We start from the raw sequence: 22,844 nt of genomic DNA, 5'->3' as shown, positions 1-22,844 counted from the left end.
CGCAGCCGGTCCGGCCGGTCTACTGGTCCGACGAGAAGCGGAGCGCCCCCGCTGGGATCTTGGCCTCACACCAGACTCTTACGCCCTCGCGGAGTTCGTTGTCGGGGCCGACCACCGCGCCGTCGCCGATGACCGCTCCGGAGAGGATGGTGCGTTCGCCGATGTGGGCGCGGGCGCCGATGAGGGAGTCGGTGATGACGGCGCCGGGTTCGACGACGGCGCCGGACAGGATCGTGCTGCCCGTGATGCGGGCGCCTTCACCGATGCGCGCGCCGTCGCCGACGACCGTGCCGCCGGTCAGCTTGGCGTCGGGGGCGACCCTGGCCGTGGGCAGCACGAGACGGTCCCCGCAGCGGCCCGGGACCGCCGGGGAGGGCGCGCGGCCCAGGACGAGGTCCGCGGAGCCGCGTACGAAGGCCTGCGGGGTACCCAGGTCGAGCCAGTACGTGGAGTCGACCATGCCCTGGAGATGGGCTCCGGTGGCCAGGAGGTCGGGGAAGGTCTCGCGTTCCACCGAGACCGGGCGGCCGGCGGGGATCGTGTCGATGACCGAGCGACGGAACACGTACGCCCCGGCGTTGATCTGGTCGGTGACGATCTCCTCGGGGGTCTGGGGCTTCTCCAGGAAGGCCGTCACGCGGCCTGTCGCGTCCGTGGGGACCAGGCCGAACGCCCGCGGGTCCTCGACACGGGTGAGGTGGAGGGAGACGTCCGCGCCGGTCGTCTCGTGGGTCGCCACCAGGGCCCTGATGTCCAGGCCCGTCAGGATGTCGCCGTTGAAGATCAGGACCGGGTCGTCGGGGCCGGAGCGCAGGCGCGCAGCGACGTTGCGGATCGCGCCGCCCGTGCCGAGGGGCTCCTCCTCGGTGACGTACTCGATGTGGAGGCCCAGCCCGGAACCGTCACCGAAGTACGGCTCGAAGACCTCGGCCAGGTAGGAGGTCGCCAGGACGATGTGCTCGACGCCCGCCGCCCTCGCCCGCGCCAGCTGGTGCGTGAGGAACGGGACACCGGCCGCCGGAACCATCGGCTTGGGGGTGTTCACCGTGAGCGGGCGCAGTCGGGTGCCTTTGCCCCCGACCAGGAGGATCGCTTCTGTCACCTGTCGTCTCTGCTTCCTGCCGGGACCGGCCGAAGGATGGTTCGGCCGGCCAGTGTATGCAGTCCGTAGTAAGAGGCCTTCGACGGCAGTGGGGTGTCCTCGATGGCTCCGCGCAGACCTCAGCGGCCCTGGTAGCGGGCCGCGGCCGTTCTGGCCGAGCCGAGTTTGCCGTACAGAAGCCTCCCCGGGCACTCCGTGGCGAACCCGTCCCGATGGCCGGAGATCACGTTCAGTCGTACGTTCTTACCTTTTCGGTAGAGATTGCCACCGCCGGACTTCAGGTATGTCTTGCCGCGCGGATCGGCTCCGGAGAGACCGAGCTTCCATGCCGTGAGCCGGGCGATGGCGGTCACCGCGGCCGCGGACGGCTTGGTGTTGCCGAAGCTGCCGAGGACCGCGATCCCCATGCTGTCGTTGTTGAAACCGCGGGTATGGGCGCCCATGACCGGCTTCGCCACACCCCCGGCGCGGCCTTCGTAGATGTTTCCGCACTTGTCGACGAGGAAGTTGTAGCCGATGTCGCGCCAGCCGCTGCTCACTACGTGGTAGCGGTAGATACTGCGGATGACCGAAGGCGCCTGTGAGCAGCGGTAGTTGTTGCCCGAGGCCGTGTGGTGCACGAAGGCGGCCTTCACCTTTTTGGTGTACACGAAACCGCGCTCGCGCAGGCTCTCGTTCGCGCCCCAGCCGCGCCGGGTGACGATGCGCGGGCGTTCACCGATGTACGGCTTCACGAGCGGGACGCCGTCGCGAAGGGCCGGGGCCTCGCGCTCGGTCTCTGCCCTGGACAGTGCCGGGATCTGCGTCGCGCCGAACGGGGCGAGCCCGGCGTTGGTGGCGAAGGTGGCGTACGTCTCGGCGCTCTCCGCGCCCGCGCTCCCCTCTCCCGTCAGCGCGCCCCGGGGCTCGGGTTCCGCGCCGGGGTCGACGAGTTCGATGTGCATGCCTCTGGGGAGCGGCGACTCACCGGCTGCCGTGGCTCTTTCGTCCACCTGCGCCTGGACGCGGACCTCGACCCCGTCCGAGTCGCCCACCCACAGGGGCGCCGTGGAGCCGCGCACCCGGCCCGAGCCGCCCTCGGCGGTGTCCGGGTCGGCCGCGTGCTCGTGGTTGTGGGTCTCGATGTCCTGCCAGCCGGACCAGCGGTGGGCTCCGGTGGCGCGGGTACGGACCTGGACGCGACCGCGCAGTTCGGTGTCGGGGTCGTCCCAGACGACCCCGACCAGCGAGAACGTCCGTACGCTCCGTCTGCCGAGGCCCTGTTCGGGTGCGTCGGGTCCGAGCGAGCGGTAGCCGGAGAGCGGGACCAGGGGGAGGGACTGGGTGCTGCCCGGCGCGGCGGACTCGGTCCTCGCCGCCTGGGGTCGGGCCTGTGCCGGTGCGGACAGGGCCAGCGGAAGGGTGAGTGCGGCCGCGCAGGTGACGCCGACCGAGGAAGCAATGATTCCATGCATGCCCCCGATCGTGAACATAGCCATACATATCTGTCCATTGCGGATTTGACGGACCGTCGGGTCGCGCTCGGCCGAACCGGTGGCGCGGATGCCGTGTCCCGCCGGGCGCCCCCGCGTACGCTTGCGCGCGTGAACGCCACCGACCGCACCCCTGCCGACCTGCTGCGATCCGCGCTCGCCGCGGACCCCGCGCGCCCCCTGGTGACCTTCTACGACGACGCCACGGGCGAACGTGTCGAATTGTCCGTCGCGACCTTCGCCAATTGGGTGGCCAAGACCGCCAACCTCCTCCAGGGCGAGTTGTCCGCCGAGCCCGGCGACCGGGTGGCGCTGCTGCTGCCCGCGCACTGGCAGACGGCGGTGTGGCTGCTCGCGTGTTCCTCGGTGGGGGTCGTCGCGGATGTCGGGGGCGACCCCGGTGCCGCCGACCTCGTCGTCGCGGGGCCCGACGCGCTCGAGGCCGGGCTCGCCTGCTCCGGTGAGCGCGTCGCCCTCTCGCTCGCGCCGCTGGGGCGCCGCTTCCCGGCACCGCCCGCCGGGTACGCCGACTACGCCGTCGAGGTGCCGAGTCAGGGCGACCGCTTCCAGCCGTACGCGCCGGTGGACCCGGAGGAGGCCGCGCTGATCGTCGCCGGGGCCGAGCACACGGGTGCCGAGGTCGTCGAGCGGGCCCGGGCGGAGGCGGCCTCGCTGGATCTGACGGGCCCCGGGTCGCGGATCCTGTCCGCGCTGCCGTACGACACCTGGGAGGGGCTGAGCGCGGGGTTGTACGCGCCGCTCGCCTCCGGGGGGTCCGTGGTGCTCTGTCGTCATCTGGAGCGACTGGGCGAGGACGCGGTGGCCAAGCGGATCGAGAGTGAGCGGGTGACTTCGACGGTTCGGTAGCACCGGTCACCGTTCGGCCGGTCCATGGAACCGGTCACCGTCCGAGCCGGTCCGTGGGACCGGTCGACGTCCGAGCCGGCCCGCGGGGCCTGTCACCGTCCGAGCCAGCCCGCGGGACCGGTCGGCGTCCAAGCCAGCCCATGAGACCGGTCGGCGTCCAAGCCGACCCATGAGACCGGTCGACGTCCAAGCCGACCCATGAGACCGGTCGACGTCCAAGCCGACCCATGAGACCGGTCGACGTCCAAGCCGACCCATGAGACCGGTCGACGTCCGAGCCAGCCTGCGGGACCGGGCACCGTCCAAGCCAGCCCACGGGACCGGTCGGCGTCCAAGCCAGCCCATGGAACCGGTCACCGTCCAAGCCAGCCCGCGGGACCAGTCGGCGTCCAAGCCAGCCCATGAGACCGGTCGACGTCCAAGCCGACCCATGAGACCGGTCGACGTCCGAGCCAGCCCGCGGGACAGGGCACCGTCCAAGCCAGCCCATGGAATCGGTCACCGTCCGAGCCGGCCCCCGAGGGGCCCGTCGCCTGTCGGGGCGGGCCCCTGGGGGCCGGTCGCGCCCGCCGTATCGCGGCCGCCGTTCCGCCGCGGATCCGTACCTGCCGGGGCCCCGCACCCGTGACGGATGGCGTCACCCGTTCGGCCCCTTATCTGCCGCCGTCGCCGGGCCTCCGAGCCATGGTCGTAGGAGCATCGCACGCTCCGCACGCCATGAGGGGTGGACTCCGACGTGACCGACAGGACAGGGCCGGGAGCGGGGGCTTCGCCCACCGGTGCCGGGCTCGCGCGACGGCGACGGCGACGCTGGGTGCAGTACTCGGCGCTCGGTGTCGCCGTCGTGGTCCTCGGTGCCGTCGGCGTCGGCCTGGTCGCGTACGAGAAGCTGAGCCGGAACATCACGGCCGACGAGGAAGCCGCCGCCGAGCTCGCCCGCTACGAGAAGGAGCGGCCCACCGCGCTGGTGCGCGACGCGCAGAACATCCTGCTGATCGGGTCGGACTCGCGGTCGGGGAACGGGAACAAGGAGTACGGCCGGGACTCCGGGACCGAGCGCTCCGACACCACGATCCTGCTGCACCTGTCCGCGAACCGGCGCAGTGCCACCGCCGTCTCCCTGCCCCGCGACCTGATGGTGGACGTGCCGAGCTGCCGGCGCCCGGACGGCACCCGCACCCAGCCCATGTTCGCGATGTTCAACTCCGCCTTCGAGGTGGGCGGTTCGGCGTGCACGATCCGGACCCTCGAGAAGCTCACGAACATCCGTGTCGACCATCACGTGGTCGTCGACTTCCACGGGTTCAAGGACATGGTCGACGCCGTGGACGGCGTGGAGGTGTGCCTGAAGGAGCCCATCGACGACAAGGCGGCCAAGCTGAAGCTGCCCGCGGGCAAGGTCGTGCTCGACGGCGAACAGGCCCTCGGCTACGTCCGCGCCCGCAAGAGCATCGGCGACGGCAGCGACACCGACCGGATGGAGCGCCAGCAGCGGTTCCTCGGCGCGCTCGTCAACAAGGTGCAGAGCAACGACGTCCTGCTCAATCCGGCACGGCTCTATCCCATGCTCGACGCGGCCACTTCCTCGCTCACCACGGACCCGGATCTGGCGAGCCTGCGCGGGCTGTACGACCTGGTCCGCGGCATGCGCAATATCCCTACGGAACGTGTCCAATTCCTGACGGTGCCCCGAACGTCGTACGTCTACAACGCCAATCGCGACCAGCTCGTGAAACCCGCGGCCGACAAACTCTTCGCCCTGCTGCGCACGGACGCTCCGGTGGCGGTCGCCAAGGACCTTCCGACGGACCCGCCGAGCGTCCTTCCGACGGACCCACCGAGCGGCCCTCCGAGGAGCCTTCCGACGAGTCTTCCGACGGACCATCCGACGGATTCCCCTGCGAAACGCAAGAACTCGTACGAGGGCGGTCGCGAAGGTACGTACGACTCGGCATTCGACTACGAAGAGGAGTCGCGCGGCAACGGGAAGTCGGGGGGAAAGCGGCCCGACGCTCCCACATCCGCGCCGACTTTTCGCGGTAACACGGCGGCCGAGGACGCCTGCGGGTAAAGCGTGCGCCAAGGCGGGACTGCGGAGCTGAGAAGTCTCTGAGAAATAGGGCGGATTGCCCAGTTGTAGGAAGGTGGAATTTGTCACCACCGTCGCTTGACCCTGAACCGGCCGGATAGTGTGAGCGATCCGGTGCACCCGGCCACGAGGTCTGTCCTGGGGGTCGCGCACTGCTGACCGAGACCCGAGCGCTCTTTGAGGGGGAAGGGCGCCGCGTGGCCCCGACGGAGGATTCAGACAACCGTGGACGCGCAAGGCCGTGGGCGGGCGGACAACATCGACCCCGCAGACCAGTGGGTACTCAACCCGAACACCGGTGAATACGAACTGCGACTGACCCCTTCCGCTCCGCAGTCGGGAGTCCCGAGACCGCGTCGGGGCAGCCCCGCGAACGCGGGAGCGGGAGCGGGGACACGCGCGCGCCGGGCGCCGGAACGGGAGAGTCCGCCGACGCCAGGACCCGATGTGCCCGGGCCGCGGCGGCGCCGTGGCGCGCCGGCCGAGCCACCGCCGGGCCGTCGCAAGGGACGCACGAAGCCGAAGAAGTCGAAGGCGAAGAAGATACTGCTGTGGACCGGCGGCTCGATGGCCTTCGTGCTGGTCGCCGTGTCCGCCGCGGGGTACCTCTACCTCAAGCACCTTGAGGGCAACGTCAGTACGACGGACGTCGGCAGCGCGGGCAAGAAGGGCTTCAGCAAGGACGAGGCCTTCAACATCCTGATCATCGGCACCGACAAGCGCACCGGCGCGGGCAACGAGGGCTACGGCGACAAGGGCAGCGTCGGCCACGCCGACACCAACATCCTGCTGCACGTCTCCAAGGACCGTACGAACGCGACCGCGTTGAGCATCCCGCGTGACCTGATCGTCAATGTGCCGGACTGCCCGACCAAGCAGTCGGACGGCACCGAGAAGGACATCCCGGGCACGCAGAACGTCCGCTTCAACACGAGCCTCGGCCAGGACGGCCGCGACCCGGGCTGCACCATGCGCACGGTCAAGGAGGTCACCGGGATCCCGGTGGACCACTTCATGATGGCCGACTTCAACGCGGTCAAGACGCTGACCAGCGCGGTCGACGGCGTCGAGGTGTGCGTGGCGCACGCGGTCAACGACAAGGAGTCGCACCTCAAGCTGCCCGCGGGCAAGTCCAAGGTCGAGGGCGAGCAGGCTCTCGCGTTCGTACGGACCCGGCACAGCTTCGGCAACCAGGGCGACCTCGACCGCATCAAGGTGCAGCAGCAGTTCCTGGGCTCGCTGATGCGCAAGATGGCCTCCAGCGACACCCTCACCAACCCGGCCAAGCTGATCAGCCTGGCCGAGGCGGCCACCAAGGCGCTCACCGTGGACACGGGCATAGGAAAGGTCAGCACCCTCAAGGACGTGGCACTGGAGCTGAAGAAGGTGCCTACGAAGAACATCACCTTCACCACGGTGCCGGTGCTCGACAACCCCGCCGAGAAGGTCAAGGCGACCGTCATCGTCAACCAGTCGCAGGCCCCCGCGGTCTTCGACGCGATCAAGAACGACGTCTCCTTCACCGCCGTGAAGCAGAAGGAGAAGAAGGAGAAGGCCGAGGTCGCCGCCCGCCTCAAGGGCACCCGTTCCGCCGCCGCCGACATCCGCGTCGACATCTACAACGGCGGCGCCCCCGCCGGCAGCGCACAGGAGACTCTTAACTGGCTGCAGAATACTGAGGGCGTGCTCAAGTCCAGCCAGCTCGGTAACGCCGACGCAACACTGAGCAAGACGACCCTGGAGTACTCTCCCGACCAGGCCGATCAGGCGCGCAAACTGGCGGACCTCATGGGGCTGTCCGCTTCGGCGTTGAAGCCTGGCAAGAGCGAGAAGAACTCACAGGGTCTGCCCGCGATCGTGCTGACCCTGGGCAAGGACTTCAAGGGCGCAGGGGTGTCGTTGACCACTCCGACCAAGGCGCCCGAGGTCGACAAGTCCACGGCGGACAAGACAGTGTGCGCCAGTTGATGACCTAACGGGTCTGTCAGACGTCTAACAGGGCGCGGGGGCGTCCGGGCCGGACGCAAGGGGTGTCCGGCCAGACGTACGCGTCCGATCGGGCGCGGGACGGACCCGTTTGTCAGGCGCAGGGTGGGGAGGGGCAGGGAGATGGCGCGAAGCGGTGTGCGTGGGGAGGGGGCTCGACCACGTGTCCGGCAGGCCGACGATCTGGGCTGGGACGACAGCCTGTACGACGAGAACGGCGATCCCACCGACGGAGGCGGAGCTTCCGGCGGCACAGGTGGCGATGCCAGCGGCAAAGATGCGACCGGTAGAGGCAACGGCTCCACCGGCAAAGGCAGTGGAGCCACCGGCAAAGGCGGCGATTCGGCCCACGCCGACGGCCCAGCGGCCGGGCGCGACGGGCGTCCGGTCGACAAGGACGGCGCCGACGCGTCGGCCGAACCGCTCGGGCAGGGCCGGCACGGCGGTGGCGGCGGGCGTCGGCGCGGGGGCGGCGACAGCGGGCACCCACGGCGCAGACGCCGCATACTGCGCTGGTCGGCGTCGGTCCTCGCGCTTCTGATACTTGGCACCGCGGGCGCGGGTTACCTCTACTACCAGCACCTGAACAGCAACATCAAGAAGGACGACCTGAACCTCGGCGACGAGAAGGACCGGGCGGCCAAGAGCAAGGCGAACGCGGCCGGGCAGACCCCCCTGAACATCCTTCTGATCGGCTCGGACGCCCGGGACACCAAGGAGAACCAGTCCCTCGGCGGCGCCAAGGAGACCTTCGGCGGTACCCCGCTCGCGGACGTCCAGATGCTGCTGCACCTCTCCGCCGACCGCAGCAACATGTCGGTGATCAGCATGCCGCGCGACACGCTGCTGAAGATGCCCAAGTGCACGGACCCGGACACCAAGAAGGTCTACCCGGCGACCGTCGGGCTGGTGATGACCAACACCTCGCTCGGGCGCGGCGGTCCGGGCTGCACGGTGGCCACCTGGGAGAAGCTCACCAAGATCCACATCGACCACTTCATGAAGATCGACTTCTCGGGTGTGGTGTCGATGGCGGACGCGATCGGCGGTGTACCGGTCTGCGTGGACGCCAACGTCTACTCCAAGGACAGCCAGGGCCACGGCTCCGGGCTGAAGCTGAAGAAGGGCACGACCCCCGTCAAGGGCACGCAGGCCCTGGCGTGGCTGCGGACGCGGTACGGCTTCGAGGACAACACGGACATCGGCCGGACCAAGGCCCAGCACCAGTACATGAACTCGATGGTCCGCCAGCTGCGCGAGAACGCCACGATCAGCAACCCCGGCAAGCTGCGCAGCCTCGCGGAGACGGCTACCAAGGCGCTGACCGTCGACAAGGGCCTGGGCAGCGTGCTGAAGCTCTACGACCTCGGCAACGAGCTCAAGAAGGTCGAGCCGAAGCGCATCACGATGACCACGATGCCCTGGCAGTGGGCCGTGTCGGACAGCAACCGCGTGGAGCCCAAGCCGGTCGAGGCCGAGCAGCTGTTCCGTCTCGTCCGTGAGGACATCGCGCTCGACGGCAAGGACAAGAAGAAGACGGCGACCGCGGTGAAGGCCTCCACGGACCCGGCCGCCGCGGACGACCAGATCGGTGTGACCGTGCAGAACGGCACCCGCACGGCCGCGCTGGGCCCGGTCGGCGGACGCGCGCGCACGGTGTCCCAGCTGCTCGTCGGCAAGGGCTTCACCAAGGCCGAGGCGGACACCTCGCCGGCGACCACCGAGGAGACGACGGTGATCCGCTACCCGAGCGCCGACCTACAGGGCGACGCCCAGGCGGTCGCCAAGGCGCTCGGGGTCCCGCTGAGCGCGGTGAAGAAGTCGACGGACGTCTCGGGCGTCACGCTCGTGGTCGGCGCCGACTGGCGCGAGGGCACGGCGTACAAGGCGAAGGCGCAGGACAACACGACGCCGGAGTCCGCGGACGTGCTCAACGGCGCCAAGACCGACGCCTGTATGCACGTCAACAAGGACTACACCTGGTCGTAGGAGACCGCACCTGGCCGTAGACCGGTCGGCAGAAAGCAGTGGGGCCCCTCTCGAGGTCGAGAGGGGCCCCACTGCTCATGAATGGTGCTCAGTTGGCGGGCTCCGTGGAGCCGAGTACCGCCGGGCGGCGGGAGGCGATGACCTTCTTCGCCAGCGCCTTCGGGCTGGTGAGGAAGCCGAAGCCCCACGACATGTGCATGGTCGCGAGGGCGACGGGGATCTGCAGGCGGGCCTTCAGCGGCAGCCCCTTGCCCGCGGGCAGCGAGCCCGCCACTATCGCCGCGAGATAGCCGCCGGGGATCACGAAGCCCCAGGGCGTCAGCGCCACGCCCACCACGACGCCCGCGGCGACCGCGCACACGGCGGTCGGCGGAGCGAGGTAGCGCAGGTTGATGGAGCCCTCGTGGTAGCGGGCGACGACATGGCGCCAGCGCCCGTAGTCCTTGTACTGCTTGGCGAGCGCCTTGACCGAGGGCCGGGGCCGGTAGGAGACCCGCAGCTCGGGCGAGAACCAGATGAGGCCGCCCGCCTCCCGGATCCGGAAGTTCAGCTCCCAGTCCTGGGCGCGGATGAACTCCTCGTTGTAGCCGCCCTGGCGCTCCAGGGCCTCGCGCCGGAAGACACCGAGGTACACGGTCTCGGCGGGAGCTGCCTCACCCCCCGTGTGGAAGGCGGCGTTCCCGACCCCGATCTTCGAGGTCATCGCGGCGGCGACCGCGTGCTCCCAGTCGTTCTCGCCCTCGGCGTGCATGATGCCGCCGACGTTCTGCGCGCCGGTCTCCTCAAGGAGGCGCACGGCGGTCGCGATGTAGTTCGGGGAGAGCATGCCGTGCCCGTCGACGCGGACGACGACGGGATGCCGGGACGCCTTGATCGCCGCGTTCAGCGCGGCCGGGGTGCGCCCGGTGGGGTTCGGGACGGTGTGGACACGCGGGTCTTCGCGTACGAGCTGGGCGGCGATCTCGTCCGTACGGTCCGAGGACGGACCGATGGCGATCACCACCTCCATCTCGCCGTCGTACTCCTGCGCCAGGATCGCTTGGACGGCCCCGCGCAGATGCCGCTCCTCGTTGAGGACGGGCATGATCACAGAAACGGCGGGGGGCCGCACGTCAGACTTCTCGCTCATCGGACGTCACGTTACCGCGAACGGGGGACACGGGCGCGCGCCGCCCTGTCCACGGGCCGGGCAGCAGATCGTATGGGCCTACGGTGCTCACGGATCCCCACGTTCACCCCCGCGGAGGTGTCCCCCTTGCCCACGCCGCCCCGCTCCCCCGCACGCCCGCAGCCCCGCCCCCAGAACCGCCCGCAGCCGCCCCGCTCCCGGCGGCCTGCGGAGCGGTCCACCGTACGGCCCCCCGTACGGAGGAAGAAGCCGCGCTGGGCCATGCGGGTGGTCACCACGATCTCGGTGGTGGTCCTCGCCTCTGCGGGCATCGGGCACGCGGTGGTCACCAGCCTGGGCGAGAACATCGCCCGGGTCGACCCCTTCAAGGACATGAAGAACCGCCCCGCAGGGGGCCACGGCATGAACGTGCTGCTGGTCGGCACCGACGGCCGCGACAAGATCACGGAGGAGGAGCGGCGGAAGTACCGTCTGGGCGGTGCCCCCTGCCACTGCACCGACACGATGATGATCGTGCACATCGCCGCCGACCGGGAGCGGGCCAGCGTCGTGAGCCTGCCGCGCGACTCGTACGCCGAGGTGCCCGCGCACACCGACCAGACCACCGGCGCCGAGCACGGCCCCCACCCGATCAAGCTCAACGCGGCGTACGCGGAGGGGGGCCCGCAGCTGACCGTGCGCACCGTCGAGAACATGACCCATGTGAAGATCGACCACTACTTGGAGGTCGATTTCACCAGCTTCATGCGGACGGTGGACGTGCTCGGCGGCGTGAGCATCTGCACCGCACAGCCCCTCAAGGACTCGTACACCGGACTCGACCTGCCCGCCGGGACGCACACACTGAGCGGCGGGCAGGCACTCCAGTACGTACGGTCCCGGCATGTCGACGGCGCCGCCGACATCGGCCGGATGCAGCGCCAGCAGCGGTTCCTGGCGGCGCTGATCGAGCGGGCCACGTCGTCGGGGGTGCTGCTGAACCCGATGAAGTTCCGTGATGTCACCCGGGCCGTGCTCGGTTCGGTCCGCGCGGACCAGGGGTTCGGCACGGACGAGCTGCTGGACCTCGGCCGGGCGATGCGGAACTTCTCCCCTTCCTCCTCCGAGTTCACGACCGTGCCGATCGGGCAGATGGCCTACGTCGTCAAGGGCATCGGCTCCACACTGAAGTGGGACGACGCCAAGGCCACCGCGCTCTTCCAGTCACTGCGCGACGACAAGCCGCTCGCTCCCCCGCACAAGGCCGTGCACGCCAGGACCGTGCGTGTCGAGGTGGACCCGCAGCAGATCCAGGTCCAGGTGGAGAACGGGACGCCCACGGACGGCCTCGGCAAACGCATGGACAGCGCCCTGGCCGCCACCGGGTTCCGCACGACGGGCCACCCCGTCAACGCCCAGGACCGCGGCGCCCAGCACAGCGTCATCGTCTACGACCCGCGCTGGGACCGCTCCGCGAAGTCCCTCGCCGCCGCGCTCCCGGGCAGCGAGCTGCGCGAGGTCAAAGGGCGGGGGCCGCTGCTGAAGGTGATCGCCGGGGCGGACTTCAAGGAGGTCGCACGGGTCCGGGTGCAGGATCCCTACCAGGGGGAGACCCGGGTGGTGACGGGGGATCAGGTGGTGTGTACGTAGGCGACGCGCGCGTCCACGGGACACGCGAAGGGCCCCGCCGTATCGTCCGGCGGGGCCCTTCGTCGTAGTGCGGGTCAGTTGCTCGACACCGTCACCGTCTGGTCATTCTTCAGCTCGTCCACCAGCGTCTTGACCTTGGCCTTGTCCCAGACCAGATTGCCGCCCGTGGAACCGGAGATCGGCATGTTCATGGACTTGCCGCTGCCGCCGGTGACGCCCTTCATCGCCCAGAACATGCTGCCGAGGTCCCACAGGCTCATGTCCTTGTCGACGGTGAGGCTGTCGAGGCCGGAGCCCATGGTCGGGTAGAGCTTGAAGGGGTTCAGGATGGTCCCGGGGGTCGCGACCTGGTGGGCCAGGGCGGACAGGAACTTCTGCTGGTTCTTGGTGCGCTGGAGGTCCGAGGCCGCGAAGGCGTGGCGGGTACGGACGAAGGCGAGGGCCTGCTCACCGTTGAGGGTCTGCTTGCCCGCCTTGAAGTCGGCGCCGGAGTACTTGTCCTTGAAGCCCTGGTCGAGGGTCATCTCCACACCGCCGACCGCGTCGACGATGTTCGCGAACCCGGCGAAACCGATCTCCACGTAGTGGTCGATGTGCAGGCCGGTGTTGGACTCGATGGTGCGGACCAGCAGCGTCGGCCCGTCCTCCGCGTACGCCGCGTTGAGCTTCACCTGGCGGCCCGTGCCGGGGAAGGTCTTGCCGGACGCGGATCCCTTGTACGTCGGGATCGTCACGTTCGAGTCGCGGGGGAGGGAGATCAGGGTGTCGCCGTTGTCCCCGACGTGCAGGATCATCATCGAGTCCGTGCGCTTGCCCTCGGCGGACCCGGTGTGCAGCTTCTTCTTCTCCTCGGCCGACATGCCGGCGCGGCTGTCGGAGCCGACGATCAGGTAGTTCGTGCCCTTGCCCCCGTCGGGCCGGTCGATGACCTTCGAGAGATCCACGTCACGGTGGAGCTTGGAGTCGGCCCAGAAGTAGGTGCCCACGGAGACCACGACCAGCAGCGTGACCAGCGTGATGGCTATCCACTTGATCCGCCGGCGCCAGTTCGGCGCCGGGCGCGGGCCACGGCCGCCCTGGCCGCCGGGACCCTGCGGACCACCGGGGCCGCCCGGCGAACCGTAGACCTGCCCGGTGTTGTAACCGGAGTCGTACCCGTTGTCGTACCCCTGGCCATCGTCGTACGTCGGCTGCTGGGGCACCCCGCCGTACGGCGGGGCGGACGGGCGCGGACCGGGTGCTCCCGGGCCACGCTGAACCTGCCGCATGACACGGGCGCCCTCAGGCTGAGCGCCTGCGCTGCCGCGTCCGTAACGGTCGCTGCGGTTGCTGTCGGACCACCCGTCGGGCCAATCGTTCATGCGGACCAGTGTGCAGGTCCGCACGGTGTGCCTAACAAGAGACCGGGGAGATCTGGGTCACGCCTGTTGCAGAGCTGATGCAAAGCAACCCTCGCACGCCCCCGCATAGGGTGGACGGCATGACAGACCTGGCGCCCAACCCGGAATCCGAAATACCGGGCAAGCCGACCCACGCGTCCCGGACCACCCTCAGCCACATCATGACCCACAACGACACCAACCTTCTGGGCACGGTGCACGGCGGAGTGATCATGAAGCTCGTGGACGACGCGGCGGGCGCGGTGGCCGGGCGGCACTCTGGCGGGCCCGCCGTCACCGCCTCCATGGACGAGATGGTCTTCCTGGAGCCGGTCCGCGTCGGTGACCTCGTCCATGTGAAGGCCCAGGTGAACTGGACGGGGCGGACGTCCATGGAGGTCGGCGTGCGCGTGCTGGCCGAGCGCTGGAACGAGTCGACGCCGCCCCAGCAGGTCGGTTCGGCCTATCTCGTCTTCGCCGCGGTCGACGCCGACGGCAAGCCGCGGCGCGTGCCGCCCGTCCTCCCGGAGACCGAGCGCGACGAGCGGCGCTACCAGGAGGCCCAGATCCGGCGCACCCACCGGCTGGCACGCCGTCGGGCGATCATGGAACTGCGGGAGAAGCGGGCGGCGGAGGGGCTGGACTAGCCGGGGTTCGGCGGTGCTGGACGCCCGAGAGCCGGGCCGCGAAGTCATCCCGGCCGGTGGCCCTGGCCGAGGGCGGCTTCCGGACGGATGTCAGGGTGACGCCATGACCCTCTCCCCCGGCACCCCGTCCGGCCCGTCGCCTTCCGGCGGACGCCCCTTCGACGCGGTGCTCTGTGACGTCGACAACGTGATCCGCGTCTACGAACCGGCCCACCTGTACGCGCTGGAGCGCGCCGCCGGGCTGGCCGAGGGCACCACCATGAAGGTGGCCTTCGCACCGGAGACGGTGCTTCCGCTGGTGCTGGGCCGGATCACCCCGGACGGGTGGGCGGAGTCGATCCTGCGGGGCCTGAGCGGGCTGGTGGCCGACGGGACGGCGGTGGAGCTGAGCACGGCGCTCGTCCGCTCGCCGTTCCACGCCGACGAGACGGTGGTGGCGCTGCTGCGCCGGGCCCGTACCCACATGCCCCTGGTCCTCGTCACCAACACCTCGGTCCAGCTGGAGGAGGACCTGGAGTCCCTGGGCCTGACGGACCTCGCCGACCACGTGGTCAGCAGCGCGCGGGTGGGCATCGCCAAGCCCGACCGGCGCATCTACGACATCGCCGTCGAGCGGGCCGGCGTCCCGGCCGGGCGCTGCCTGTTCGTGGACGACACCCTGGAGAACGTGGAGGCGGCGGCCGCACTCGGTATGCGGACCGTCCACTACCGCGCGCCGGAGGATCTGCGGAACGCGCTGAACGGCCTGTGAGGCCGAGACCGGGACAAGACCCCGAACGGCCCGTGAGGCCGACCCGGACAAGACGAGGGGCACCCCGGCGGGGTGCCCCTCATGTTCGTGGTGCGGGGGTGGGTTACGGCAGGTTGCGGGCCATCACGATGCGCTGGACCTGGTTCGTGCCCTCGTAGATCTGGGTGATCTTGGCGTCGCGCATCATGCGCTCGACCGGGTAGTCGCGGGTGTAGCCGTAGCCGCCGAGGAGCTGCACGGCGTCCGTGGTGACCTCCATGGCGACGTCGGAGGCGAAGCACTTCGCCGCGGCGCCCTGGAAGGTGAGGTCCTTGTCGCCGCGCTCCGACTTCGCAGCGGCCGCGTACGTCAGCTGCCGGGCCGCCTCGATCTTCATGGCCATGTCGGCGAGCATGAACTGGATGCCCTGGAAGTCGGCGATCGGCTTGCCGAACTGCTTGCGCTCCTGGACATAGCCCTTGGCGTAGTCGAGGGCACCCTGCGCGATGCCGAGCGCCTGCGCGGCGATCGTGATGCGGGTGTGGTCCAGGGTCTTCATGGCCGTGGCGAAGCCGGTGCCCTCCTCGCCGATCATGCGGTCGGCCGGGATGCGGACGTTGTCGAAGTAGACCTCGCGCGTCGGGGAGCCCTTGATGCCGAGCTTCTTCTCGGGGGCGCCGAAGGAGACACCCTCGTCCGACTTCTCGACGACGAAGGCCGAGATGCCCTTCGAGCGCTTGGTGGGGTCGGTGACCGCCATCACCGTGTAGTACTCGGAGACGCCCGCGTTGGTGATCCAGCGCTTCACACCGTTGAGGACGAAGTCGTCGCCGTCACGGACCGCCTTCGTCTTCATGCCCGCGGCGTCCGAGCCCGCGTCCGGCTCCGAGAGGCAGTACGAGAACATCCCGTCGCCCTTGGCGAGCGGGGTCAGGTACTTCTGCTTGAGGGCCTCGGAACCGGAAAGGATCACCGGGAGCGAGCCCAGCTTGTTCACGGCCGGGATCAGGGAGGAGCTGGCACAGACACGCGCCACCTCCTCGATCACGATCACCGTGGCGAGCGCGTCGGCGCCCGCGCCGCCGTACGACTCCGGCACGTGCACGGCGTGCAGGTCGGAGGAGACCAGGGCATCCAGGGCCTCCTGCGGAAAACGGGCTTCCTCGTCCACCACGGCCGCGTACGGCGCGATCTTCGCCTCGGCCAGCGAGCGGATCGCGTCACGGAGCATGTCGTGCTCCTCGGACGGGCGGTACAGGTCGAAATCAGCCGATCCGGCCAAGGTCTCTCACGCTCCAAAGACGCTAATTACCGTTAAGTAACCCAAATTTTAGGGGTCCGCCCACGGGAGGGATACGTGAGCTTGGCGACAGGGGGGAACCTGCCCGATGAGGGGCCCGAACATGCCCCGACTATGCTCGGGCAGCGCACCGAGCCCATTCATCCCAGGAGCACCCATGGCCCTCAAGATCACCGTGATCGGCACCGGCTATCTCGGCGCCACCCACGCCGCGGCCATGGCCGAGCTCGGGTTCGAGGTACTGGGACTCGATGTCGTCCCCGAGAAGATCGAGATGCTGCAGCGGGGCGAGGTCCCGATGTACGAGCCGGGGCTCGAGGAGCTGCTGCGCAAGCATGTGGCGGGCATCGAGGGATCCACCGGCCGGCTGCGCTTCACCATGGACTGGGCCGAGGTGGGGGAGTTCGGCGACGTCCACTTCGTCTGCGTGAACACGCCGCAGAAGCACGGGGAGTACGCGTGCGACATGTCGTACGTCGACGCCGCCTTCGAGACGCTCGCCCCGCACCTGAAGGGCCCCGCCCTCGTCGTCGGCAAGTCCACCGTGCCGGTGGGCTCCGCGGAGCGGCTGGCGCGCACGCTCGCCGAGCTCTCCCCCGCCGGTGAGGACGCCGAGCTCGCCTGGAACCCGGAGTTCCTGCGCGAGGGCTTCGCCGTCCAGGACACGCTGCACCCCGACCGTCTCGTGGCCGGCGTGCGCAGCGAGCGGGCCGAGAAGATCCTGCGCGAGGTGTACGCGACGCCCGTCTCCGAGGGCTCGCCCTTCGTCGTCACCGACTTCCCGACCGCCGAGCTGGTGAAGACCTCCGCGAACTCCTTCCTCGCGACCAAGATCTCCTTCATCAACGCCATGGCCGAGGTCTGCGAGGCCGCCGGCGGCGATGTCGCCCTGCTGGCCGAGGCCATCGGGCACGACGAGCGGATCGGACGCAAGTTCCTTCGGGCGGGGATCGGATTCGGCGGCGGCTGTCTGCCGAAGGACATCCGTGCCTTCATGGCCCGGGCCGGTGAGCTCGGCGCGGACCAGGCGCTGACCTTCCTGCGCGAGATCGACTCCATCAACATGCGCCGTCGCGGCCAGATGGTGGAGATGGCCCGGGAGGCGCTGGGCGGCGGATCCTTCCTCGGCAAGCGGGTCGCCGTGCTCGGCGCGACCTTCAAGCCCGACTCGGACGACGTCCGGGACTCGCCCGCACTGAACGTCGCCGGGCAGATCCACCTCCAGGGCGGCCAGGTCACCGTCTACGACCCGAAGGGCATCGCGAACGCCAAGCGGCTCTTCCCGACGCTCGGGTACGCCGACTCCGCGGTCGAGGCCGTGCGCGGCGCCGACGTCGTCCTGCACCTGACCGAGTGGCAGGAGTTCCGCGAGCTGGACCCGGCGGTGCTGGGCGAGGCCGCCTCGGCCCGCGTGCTTCTGGACGGCCGCAACGCGCTCGACCCCGAGGCGTGGCGCCGGGCCGGATGGACGTACCGGGCGATGGGCCGCCCGACCGCCTGATGACGCTTCACAGGTGGCCTGGCAGCGCTTCGTGGGCGACCTGACAGCTCTTCACAGGTGACGGCGGTCCGGCCGAGGCTCAGTCGGCCGGACCGCCGTCATCGCACATTCTCCACGCTCCGGGCGACCGGCGTGGCCAGTTGTTCCACTTTGTATTAACGGACGGCCTACTTCGCGCGGTACCGACGCATCTTCGCGCGGGCCCCGCAGACCGACATCGAGCACCACCGGCCGCGGCCCGCCGGGGACCGGTCGTAGTACGCCCAGTGGCAGGTCGGTGCCTCGCAGGCCTTCAGCCGCGGCCAGGTGCCCTCGACGAGCGCGTCCGCGAGGGCCGCCGCGACGCGCGACGCGAGTGAGGCGCCCGCGGGGACGAGCCGTGCCGCACCGTCGTGCTCGTCGACCGTCACGTGCAGCGGGGCCCGGGCCAGCAGCTCGCCGAGAGGGGTCACCGCGCGGTGCGCCGGGTGGCCCGCGTGCGCCAGGCAGGCCGCGCGCAACGACTCGCGCAGCTCACGGGCCGCCTCCGCCTCGCCCTCCGCGAGGCCGAAGGGCGATCGGCCCTCGGCGGTGTCCAGCGAGTCCGCGCCCGACTCGATGTCCAGGGTGTTCACCAGCGACTGGATGAGCGCCAGACCGCCGGGTGCGGGCGCACGGTCATTCATGGTTGCGACGTTACCTCCTATGCGAGAGCATGCAGTAACCGTTACCTCTTGATGAGGTCTGGCGGTAACTCGTCGATGTCGTTGGTAACCCCTCGGAGGAAGTCATGGCTCTCGCCAAGCTGGGTGTCGTCGTCCTGGACTGTTCCGACCCGCGCGCGCTCGCCGGGTTCTACGCGCAGGTGCTCGGCGGCAGCGTGGAGGAGGACTCCGGGGACAGCTCGTGGGTGGACCTGAAGGTGCCGGGCGGTCAGGCGCTCGCCTTCCAGCAGGCGCCCGGCTTCGTTCCACCGCGGTGGCCCGCGCCGGACGGCTCGCAGCAGTTCCACCTGGACCTGGTGGTGGAGGATCTGGACGCGGCCGAGAAGGAGGTGCTGACGCTGGGCGCCAAGCCGCTGGACACCGAGGACCGCTCGCGCACCTGGCGGGTCTACGCCGACCCGGCGGGGCACCCCTTCTGTCTCTGCGCCTGCTGAGGGCGAGCGGGGGAGGCGGACACGGGCAAGACCGAGACCGAGGCCAAGGGAGACCTGGCCGTCCGGTTCGGCGATCCTCATGGTCGTGGGTTCCCGGCGGCACCCGGGACCGGTTCCTGATGTACGTGGGCGGGGCGGACGGCTACGCCGGCCACCCCGCCCTGGACGCTCAGGCCCCGTCGCCGTCGACGGACTCGATCGTCGCCACGGACGGACCGCGGGTGGCCTGAAGACCGCGCGCCACGTCTTCCGCGGCCCCCAGCACCCGTACCGCGTTCTGCCAGGTCAGCTTGGCGAGGTCGGTCTTCGACCAGCCGCGGTCCAGCAGCTCGGCGATCAGGTTCGGGTAGCCGGAGACGTCGTTGAGGCCGTCCGGGGTGAACGCCGTGCCGTCGTAGTCACCGCCTATGCCGAGGTGGTCGACACCGGCGACCTCACGCATGTGGTCGAGGTGGTCCGCCACCGTCGACACCGTGGCCACGGGGCGCGGGTAGGACTCCTCGAAGGCACGGTGGACCCTCATGCCGTCGGCGGTGGTGTCGAGGTGGTGGAAGCCGTTCGCGCGCATGTTCTCGTCGGCCGCGGCCGTCCAGTCGACCGCCGCCTGGAGGACGAACTTCGGTACGAACGTCACCATCGCCACTCCCCCGTTGGCGGGCAGCCGCTCCAGGACGTCGTCCGGGATGTTGCGCGGGTGGTCGCACACCGCGCGCGAGGAGGAGTGGGAGAAGATCACCGGCGCGGAGCTCGTGTCGAGCGCGTCCCGCATGGTCGTCGCCGCGACGTGCGAGAGGTCGACCAGCATGCCCTCGCGGTTCATCTCCCGCACGACCTCACGGCCGAAGGCCGACAGACCGCCGACGGTGGGCACGTCGGTCGCCGAGTCCGCCCACGCGATGTTGTCGTTGTGGGTGAGGGTCATGTAGCGCACGCCCAGCGCGTACAACCCCCGCAGCACGGCGAGGGAGTTGTCGATGGAGTGGCCGCCCTCCGCGCCCATCAGCGAGGCGATACGGCCCTCGGCGCGCGCCGCCTCCATGTCGGCGGCGGTCAGCGCGGCCCGCAGGTCGGAGGGGTGACGGTCGATCAACCGCCGTACGCAGTCGATCTGTTCCAGTGTCGCGGTGACCGCGCCCGGCAGGTCCGAGCGGACATACACCGACCAGAACTGCGCGCCGACGCCGCCCGCGCGCAGCCGGGCCAGGTCGGTGTGCAGGTGCGCGCTCTGGTCGGCGGCGATGTCGCGGGCACCGAGGTCGTAGCGGACCTGTTCGCGCAGCGCCCAGGGAAGGTCGTTGTGGCCGTCGACGACGGGGAAGTCGGCGAGGAGGGCGCGGGCCTCGTCGAGGGATGCCGTGGACGTGACGGACGACGTGGAGGAGGTCATGGGCGTCACTTCCCGGAGCCGAAGCCGAAGCCGCCGCCCGCGCCCTCGACCTTGGCGCGCAGCCGCTTGCCCTTCTCGGTGGCCTGGTCGTTCAGCTCCTGCTGGAACTCCCGCATGCGGGTGAGGAGTTCCTCGTCGTGCGCGGCGAGCATCCGGGCGGCCAGCAGGCCCGCGTTGCGCGCGCCGCCGACGGAGACGGTCGCGACCGGGACGCCGGCCGGCATCTGCACGATCGACAGCAGCGAGTCCATGCCGTCGAGGTACTTCAGCGGCACGGGCACGCCGATGACGGGCAGCGGGGTCACGGACGCGAGCATGCCGGGCAGATGGGCCGCCCCGCCCGCGCCCGCGATGATCGCCTTGAGCCCGCGCTCCGCGGCCTGCTCGCCGTACGTGATCATCTCGTGCGGCATGCGGTGCGCGGAGACGACATCCACCTCGTAGGGGATCTCGAACTCGTCAAGCGCCTGCGCGGCCGCTTCCATGACGGGCCAGTCGGAGTCCGACCCCATGACAATGCCTACGACGGGGCTCATTCGGTGATCGTGCCTCTCAGGTAACCGGCTGCGTGGCGGGCGCGCTCGAGGACGTCGTCCAGGTCCTCGCCGTAGGTGTTGACGTGGCCGACCTTGCGGCCGGGCTTCACGTCCTTGCCGTACATGTGGATCTTCAGCTGAGGGTCGCGGGCCATGCAGTGCAGGTACGCGGAGTACATGTCCGGGTAGTCGCCGCCCAGGACATTGACCATGACCGTCCACTTGGCGCGCGGGCGCGGGTCGCCGAGGGGGAGGTCCAGGACCGCGCGGACGTGGTTGGCGAACTGGGAGGTGATCGCGCCGTCCTGGGTCCAGTGGCCCGAGTTGTGGGGGCGCATGGCCAGCTCGTTGACCAGGATGCGGCCGTCGGGGGTCTCGAAGAGCTCGACGGCCAGATGACCGACGACACCGAGTTCCTTGGCGATGCGCAGCGCGAGCTCCTCGGCCTGGAGGGCCAGCTCGTCCGGTATGCCGGGCGCGGGGGCGATCACCGTGTCGCAGACGCCGTTGACCTGCTGGGACTCGACCACGGGGTACGCGACCGCCTGGCCGTGCGGGGAGCGGACGACGTTCGCCGCGAGTTCCCGTACGAAGTCGACCTTCTCCTCGGCGAGGACGGGCACGCCGGCCCGGAAGGGCTCGGCGGCCTCCTCGATCGACCGGACGAACCAGACGCCCTTGCCGTCGTAGCCGCCGCGGACCGTCTTGAGGATGATCGGGAATCCGTCACCCCCGGCCCCTTCGGCGAGGCCTTCCGCCGCGAACGCGGCCACGTCCTCGACGTCGGTCACGATCCGGTGCCGTGGGCACGGCACGCCGATCTCGTCGAGCTTCGCGCGCATCACGCCCTTGTCCTGGGCGTGCACGAGGGCGTCAGGGCCCGGGCGGACGGGGATGCCGTCCGCCTCCAGGGCGCGCAGATGCTCGGTGGGTACGTGTTCGTGATCGAAGGTGATCACATCGCAGCCCCGCGCGAACTCACGCAGCGTGTCGAGGTCGCGGTAGTCGCCGATGACGACATCGCCGACGACCTGCGCCGCGGAATCCTGAGGGGTGTCACTGAGGAGCTTGAACTTGATGCCGAGCGGGATGCCCGCCTCGTGTGTCATACGAGCGAGCTGGCCCCCGCCGACCATGCCGACTACCGGAAACGTCACGCTGCAAGGGTATCGGTCGCGCCATGGGGGCCGGTTTCCGCCGCCTGCGGTCCGGCTGCGATCCCGGCGTGGCCCCGGCTGTGATCCCGGCCGAGATCCCGGCCGAGGCCGGGGTTTTCCCTCGCTGTGACCCGCTCTTTCCGGTCCCGTGAGACCGCGCACAGGCGCGAGAGCGGCCCGCTGGTTAGAGTGGCTGGGTTGAATTTTTCGACCGATGTCCGATCTACGGGGGCTGGCGACACCATGGGCAGTAAGTCTTCGGGGCTTCACGTACGGCCCCGCAGCGCGGTTCGCCGCCGCTTCGACCAGCTGTTCCGGGAGATCGCGAAGTTCGGGGCGGTCGGCGGAGCGGGGCTCCTCGTCAACCTGGTGACCTTCAACCTGGTGCGCAGCGCGACCGGACTGCAGGTCGTACGGGCGAGTGTCATCGCCACGATCGTCGCAATCGTCTTCAACTACATCGGGTTCCGCTACTTCACGTACCGGGACCGCGACAGTGGCGGCCGCACCAAGGAGATGGGCCTCTTCGTGCTGTTCAGCGCGGTGGGGCTGGTCATCGAGAACGGTGTGCTGTACGTGGCGACGTACGGGTTCGGCTGGGACAGCCCGCTGCAGAGCAACATCTTCAAGTTCCTCGGCATCGGCATCGCGACGCTGTTCCGGTTCTGGTCGTACCGCACGTGGGTGTTCCGTACGGTCCCGGACGAGGCGCGTGAGGTCCTGGAGAGCGCGGAGGCGATCCTCGACGAGGAGCCGGCGCCCCGGCGGTCCCGGGCACGGGCCCGGGCGAACTGAGCCCCCCGGGG

Annotated in this window: 19 protein-coding genes; 10 read left to right on the top strand and 9 right to left on the bottom strand. The window is 70.0% G+C overall.

Annotated elements, in window-relative coordinates; genetic code table 11:
- Window positions 1-19 precede the first annotated feature (19 nt).
- Together manB and ACZ69M_RS45680 are read right to left on the bottom strand one after the other, a co-directional pair.
- Window positions 20-1,102: a mannose-1-phosphate guanylyltransferase gene (manB, locus tag ACZ69M_RS45685; RefSeq protein WP_470059612.1), complete on the bottom strand. Its 1,083-nt coding sequence runs from the start codon at window positions 1,100-1,102 to the stop codon at window positions 20-22.
- 119 nt (window positions 1,103-1,221) lie between these two features.
- A complete protein-coding gene (locus ACZ69M_RS45680; protein ID WP_470059610.1) occupies window positions 1,222-2,556 on the bottom strand; it encodes a peptidoglycan recognition protein family protein in 1,335 nt (444 codons plus the stop codon).
- A gap of 129 nt (window positions 2,557-2,685) precedes the next feature.
- Between ACZ69M_RS45680 and ACZ69M_RS45675 the strand changes: the two genes are divergently transcribed.
- From ACZ69M_RS45675 to ACZ69M_RS45660, 4 genes are all read left to right on the top strand, one after another.
- Window positions 2,686-3,441, top strand: a complete 756-nt coding sequence (locus tag ACZ69M_RS45675; RefSeq protein WP_470059608.1) for a TIGR03089 family protein — start codon at window positions 2,686-2,688, stop codon at window positions 3,439-3,441.
- 736 nt (window positions 3,442-4,177) lie between these two features.
- Window positions 4,178-5,512, top strand: coding sequence for an LCP family glycopolymer transferase (locus tag ACZ69M_RS45670; RefSeq protein WP_470059606.1), 1,335 nt, complete (start codon window positions 4,178-4,180; stop codon window positions 5,510-5,512).
- A 243-nt stretch (window positions 5,513-5,755) separates the two neighbouring features.
- Window positions 5,756-7,498: an LCP family protein gene (locus ACZ69M_RS45665; protein ID WP_470059604.1), complete on the top strand. Its 1,743-nt coding sequence runs from the start codon at window positions 5,756-5,758 to the stop codon at window positions 7,496-7,498.
- 141 nt (window positions 7,499-7,639) lie between these two features.
- Window positions 7,640-9,505 carry an LCP family protein gene (locus ACZ69M_RS45660; RefSeq protein ID WP_470059602.1) on the top strand — a complete coding sequence of 622 codons (1,866 nt, stop codon included), beginning with the start codon at window positions 7,640-7,642 and terminating at the stop codon, window positions 9,503-9,505.
- A gap of 88 nt (window positions 9,506-9,593) precedes the next feature.
- Here ACZ69M_RS45660 and ACZ69M_RS45655 read toward each other — a convergent pair whose 3' ends face one another.
- A complete protein-coding gene (locus ACZ69M_RS45655) occupies window positions 9,594-10,634 on the bottom strand; it encodes a glycosyltransferase family 2 protein (protein WP_470059600.1) in 1,041 nt (346 codons plus the stop codon).
- Window positions 10,635-10,760: 126 nt separating this feature from the next.
- On the opposite strand from ACZ69M_RS45655, the gene ACZ69M_RS45650 reads away from it, so the two are divergent.
- Window positions 10,761-12,263 (top strand): LCP family protein, encoded by a 1,503-nt coding sequence (locus tag ACZ69M_RS45650; RefSeq protein ID WP_470059598.1) that lies wholly within the window; start codon window positions 10,761-10,763, stop codon window positions 12,261-12,263.
- A 74-nt stretch (window positions 12,264-12,337) separates the two neighbouring features.
- Here the strand turns inward: ACZ69M_RS45650 and ACZ69M_RS45645 are convergent, their stop codons facing one another.
- Window positions 12,338-13,624: an LCP family protein gene (locus ACZ69M_RS45645; protein WP_470059596.1), complete on the bottom strand. Its 1,287-nt coding sequence runs from the start codon at window positions 13,622-13,624 to the stop codon at window positions 12,338-12,340.
- Between the two features lie 119 nt (window positions 13,625-13,743).
- Between ACZ69M_RS45645 and ACZ69M_RS45640 the strand changes: the two genes are divergently transcribed.
- Both ACZ69M_RS45640 and ACZ69M_RS45635 read left to right on the top strand, forming a co-directional pair.
- On the top strand, window positions 13,744-14,289 hold the full coding sequence (locus ACZ69M_RS45640; RefSeq protein WP_470059594.1) for an acyl-CoA thioesterase: 546 nt from the start codon (window positions 13,744-13,746) through the stop codon (window positions 14,287-14,289).
- Between the two features lie 103 nt (window positions 14,290-14,392).
- A complete protein-coding gene (locus tag ACZ69M_RS45635; protein WP_470059592.1) occupies window positions 14,393-15,040 on the top strand; it encodes an HAD family hydrolase in 648 nt (215 codons plus the stop codon).
- A 103-nt stretch (window positions 15,041-15,143) separates the two neighbouring features.
- Here ACZ69M_RS45635 and ACZ69M_RS45630 read toward each other — a convergent pair whose 3' ends face one another.
- The gene (locus ACZ69M_RS45630) at window positions 15,144-16,301 is read right to left on the bottom strand and encodes an acyl-CoA dehydrogenase (protein ID WP_470059591.1); all 1,158 of its coding nucleotides are present in this window, start codon (window positions 16,299-16,301) and stop codon (window positions 15,144-15,146) included.
- A 175-nt stretch (window positions 16,302-16,476) separates the two neighbouring features.
- Here ACZ69M_RS45630 and ACZ69M_RS45625 point away from each other — a divergent pair, with 175 nt between their 5' ends.
- Entirely contained in the window at window positions 16,477-17,820 is a 1,344-nt protein-coding gene (locus ACZ69M_RS45625; RefSeq protein WP_470059589.1) for a UDP-glucose dehydrogenase family protein, read from the top strand.
- 167 nt (window positions 17,821-17,987) lie between these two features.
- Here the strand turns inward: ACZ69M_RS45625 and ACZ69M_RS45620 are convergent, their stop codons facing one another.
- Entirely contained in the window at window positions 17,988-18,485 is a 498-nt protein-coding gene (locus ACZ69M_RS45620) for a CGNR zinc finger domain-containing protein (protein ID WP_470059587.1), read from the bottom strand.
- 104 nt (window positions 18,486-18,589) lie between these two features.
- Here ACZ69M_RS45620 and ACZ69M_RS45615 point away from each other — a divergent pair, with 104 nt between their 5' ends.
- Window positions 18,590-18,958 (top strand): VOC family protein, encoded by a 369-nt coding sequence (locus ACZ69M_RS45615; protein WP_470059585.1) that lies wholly within the window; start codon window positions 18,590-18,592, stop codon window positions 18,956-18,958.
- 169 nt (window positions 18,959-19,127) lie between these two features.
- On the opposite strand, the gene ACZ69M_RS45610 is transcribed toward ACZ69M_RS45615, so the two are convergent.
- Genes ACZ69M_RS45610 through ACZ69M_RS45600 form a run of 3 tightly spaced genes read right to left on the bottom strand, consistent with a single transcriptional unit; the run spans window position 19,128 to window position 22,038 of the window.
- Window positions 19,128-20,345 carry a dipeptidase gene (locus ACZ69M_RS45610; RefSeq protein WP_470059583.1) on the bottom strand — a complete coding sequence of 406 codons (1,218 nt, stop codon included), beginning with the start codon at window positions 20,343-20,345 and terminating at the stop codon, window positions 19,128-19,130.
- 5 nt (window positions 20,346-20,350) lie between these two features.
- Window positions 20,351-20,881, bottom strand: a complete 531-nt coding sequence (purE, locus tag ACZ69M_RS45605) for a 5-(carboxyamino)imidazole ribonucleotide mutase (protein WP_075027355.1) — start codon at window positions 20,879-20,881, stop codon at window positions 20,351-20,353.
- Window positions 20,878-22,038: a 5-(carboxyamino)imidazole ribonucleotide synthase gene (locus ACZ69M_RS45600; protein ID WP_217573413.1), complete on the bottom strand. Its 1,161-nt coding sequence runs from the start codon at window positions 22,036-22,038 to the stop codon at window positions 20,878-20,880. Before ACZ69M_RS45600 ends, purE begins: the two co-directional genes overlap by 4 nt.
- Before the next feature lie 243 nt (window positions 22,039-22,281).
- Here ACZ69M_RS45600 and ACZ69M_RS45595 point away from each other — a divergent pair, with 243 nt between their 5' ends.
- Complete coding sequence (locus ACZ69M_RS45595; protein ID WP_403688740.1) at window positions 22,282-22,833, top strand: GtrA family protein; 552 nt, start codon at window positions 22,282-22,284, stop codon at window positions 22,831-22,833.
- The last annotated feature ends 11 nt before the right edge of the window (window positions 22,834-22,844 follow it).

This window comes from Streptomyces sp. NPDC107454 (assembly GCF_055582885.1).
Note: the sequence above shows the minus strand (reverse complement) of the source record. Positions and strands in the feature narration are given on the sequence as shown.